4 protein-coding genes are annotated in these 2,853 nt (G+C 44.3%); 2 read left to right on the forward strand and 2 right to left on the reverse strand.

The genetic code is table 11. The features are described from left to right. Together IQR33_RS31745 and IQR33_RS31750 are read right to left on the reverse strand one after the other, a co-directional pair. Nucleotides 1-265, reverse strand: a 265-nt coding sequence (locus IQR33_RS31745) for a nucleoside recognition domain-containing protein (RefSeq protein WP_322631816.1), incomplete at its 3' end; no start/stop codon positions are given. Then, a complete protein-coding gene (locus IQR33_RS31750) occupies nucleotides 265-1,005 on the reverse strand; it encodes a nucleoside recognition domain-containing protein (RefSeq protein ID WP_005437881.1) in 741 nt (246 codons plus the stop codon). The genes IQR33_RS31750 and IQR33_RS31745, both read right to left, overlap by 1 nt. Nucleotides 1,006-1,427: 422 nt before the next feature. On the opposite strand from IQR33_RS31750, the gene IQR33_RS31755 reads away from it, so the two are divergent. Beyond that, entirely contained in the window at nucleotides 1,428-1,751 is a 324-nt protein-coding gene (locus IQR33_RS31755; RefSeq protein WP_038894554.1) for a hypothetical protein, read from the forward strand. 91 nt (nucleotides 1,752-1,842) lie between these two features. Further along, nucleotides 1,843-2,559: a DsbA family protein gene (locus tag IQR33_RS31760; RefSeq protein ID WP_020195400.1), complete on the forward strand. Its 717-nt coding sequence runs from the start codon at nucleotides 1,843-1,845 to the stop codon at nucleotides 2,557-2,559. Nucleotides 2,560-2,853: the final 294 nt, after the last annotated feature.

The raw sequence follows: 2,853 nt of genomic DNA on the forward strand, positions 1-2,853 counted from the left end.
TTACTACGCCAACCGCGCCGCCCATCGACATCCAAGCACCGATCAATACCGCTGCTGCTTCACCCGGAAGACCAAACACCGCCATGATTGGAGAAAACACAGTGCCCATCAGATCCAGCGCGCCTGTGATTTGAAGTGCTTTGATGATAACGAACGCCATCAATACGTTAGGAACCGTAGAAGTAGTCGCAATCACCCAGCCTTTCTTTGCACCTTCGACGAAGATATCCGTCACCATTGGTTTTTTCGCTTTAACGTCACCCATTATGCCGTCTCCTCTTTTAGGTTCTCTGATTTGTTTTGGTCTTGCTTGTCTTCTTTACCTTCCGTCATGTTTAGGTAGATACGGAACAGGTTCGCACCGATGATCTTGAATGCGAACATCACCACAACCGCTAAACCAATAGAAGACGTTACCGCTAGAGAGCCGTCAGCCATCGTCAATGTGAACAGCACAGCGCCTGATGAGAAGAAGTTCACGATGGTTGCACCTGCAGTGAACTGGAACATAGTAAATACATCCGTTTCACGCTTAGTTAGGTGACCTTCATCTTTTAGCTGACGCGTCATAGCTGCACCTGCATCGGTACTTTGTAGAGAAGCAATCAGAGCCAGACCAGAGTTACCAGGGATACCCATTAGAGGACGTAGAAGAGGAGTAAGAAGCTTACGAGCAGCTTCGAGCGCACCGTAGTGCTCAAGTACGTTGATCATACCTAATGCGAACATAACGGTTGGAATCAAAGTTAGTGCGAAAATGAAACCGTCACGAGCACCGCTACCACCAGTACCGCGGAAAGAGGTAGTCGCAGCTTGAACCGCGCCATCCGCACCTTCCGTTACGCCGTAAGCCACTTTACCGAAAGAGCCATTAAGCGTTGTAAAGTCGAATACACCGTACCATTCGTTGGATTGCATCAGACCAGAAAAGAACACAACCGCAAACGCGAGTGCAATGTAACACCCGATCGTCACCTTGCGTTCAGCATGAACAGGGCTTGTCATAAATTCACCTATGTATGTGGAACAGAACGCATAGATGATCCCTTGAACGACGTGCTAGAGAGATGATCAAAATCAATCCATTTACCGAACAATCATGTCACTCAATTATGAAGTTTTATTTTATGATTTGAATCACATTTAAAAGATAATAAATATTTATGACCAAGATAAGGTAGATTTATCTAACTATCAGCAAATCTCATCCATTAACAAAACAAACCAAAATTATGAACAAGTTTGTTATTAGCCACACCTTCGACGTGCTTCATGGTTTGTTGCTTATTTGAGATTTCTTGACCAAAAATTAACAAAAGTTCCGTGTAATTTATTTTAGGGTGGTTCGGTCATTACTTAGAGACTTACTCAGGGTTTGCCTTTTGCTTCGATCACAATCCAACATCGCTCGATGGACACTTGCCCTTGTGGCTTGGGTTATCGTGATCTGTTTAAGTAAAAATGCAGGCTTCTACCAATCTTGCCCTCTGATTGGCGTGCAAGTGACAGCTGAACACGCTGCTGCGCAGCAACAAAAGAGCGAGAAAGGGCTGACTAAGCAGTGTGAATTGTCTGAAAAGCTGATTCAGGTTTCACAAAACCATCTCGACAGCTTCATTGTGCCCTTATTCCTATTTGCGTTCGTCTTGCTATCTATCACTAGCACCGACCGTAATGCTTTCCGCCATCATACCGAGCCGATACCCGACAAATATCGGGTGCACCTCAAGCTATGTGTGTTTAGAGAATAAAACCCGATTGCTCTTCTTCCCCAAATCAATTGTTTTATTTTTAATCACTTCGCGACAAAAACCGCGAAGAAAGAGAGTTTTAGGAAATATCATGAAATTCACACGCACACTATTAACTGTGGCTATCGCGCTGGTACCTCTATTTTCACACGCAGCAGAAAAAACGTCAGAAGAGAAGCTGCAAGAAATTACTCAACTACTGAAAGAAAACCCGCAGATCCTCGATTCACTGCATCAGAACCTGCAAGACTACGTCGCTTACCAAAAAACGTTTAACGCAACTTTGGATGAAGCGCGCGCCTATCTTAACGATGGCAAGCACTCTTACTTCGGTGCAGAGAACCCAGAACTGACGATCATCAACGTAACCGATTACAGCTGTCCTTTCTGTAAGCGTCTTGAAGGTGAGCTAGTGAAGGTAGAGAAAGAATATCCGCAGGTAAAAGTGCTGAACATGACGGTATCGTTCAAAGAACAGTACGAGAAGAACGGTTACAACTCGGCAAGTTACGCATTGAACGTATGGCAGAACCAACATGACAAGTACAAAGAAGTGCACGACTTGTTGGTGAAGAAGCCGGGTCCACATGATGCAAGTTCACTACAAAAAATCGCTAAGAAAACCGGCACAGAAGCACAGCTTGTCGACGACAAAGAGACCAAAGCGTTGTTGGATAAAAACTACGAGTACTTCACTCGCTTAGGTCTACGAGGCACACCAGCGATCATCATTAATGACCAAGTCATTCCGGGTTATGTACCTTTCGAAGAGCTTGAGAAAGTCATCGACCAAGAGCTAAAGAAATAACTATCGAAATAGATAGTTATTAGGGTCTGTTGACCTTTCGCGGTTAAATTTTGTTCGAGATAAAATCGTTTTAGGCGAGGCAAGGAGTATGTCGCCTAGTCACTCTAAGCAAGTGCGCCTTAACAAAGCATAAAACGATTTTAGCCGAACCCTTTGGGCAGTGTTTGTTGGTCATTTCTACTGCGTTATCGACTTCTTATGTAGGCTAGCTACATAGCAAAGTCTCTGTCTTGTATAAATACCCAACAATTCGCTGCAAAAATCAGCTCGAAAGGTCCACAGACCCTAGAATAG

This window comes from Vibrio sp. OPT46, from assembly GCF_015163535.1.
Classification (GTDB): domain Bacteria; phylum Pseudomonadota; class Gammaproteobacteria; order Enterobacterales; family Vibrionaceae; genus Vibrio; species Vibrio alginolyticus.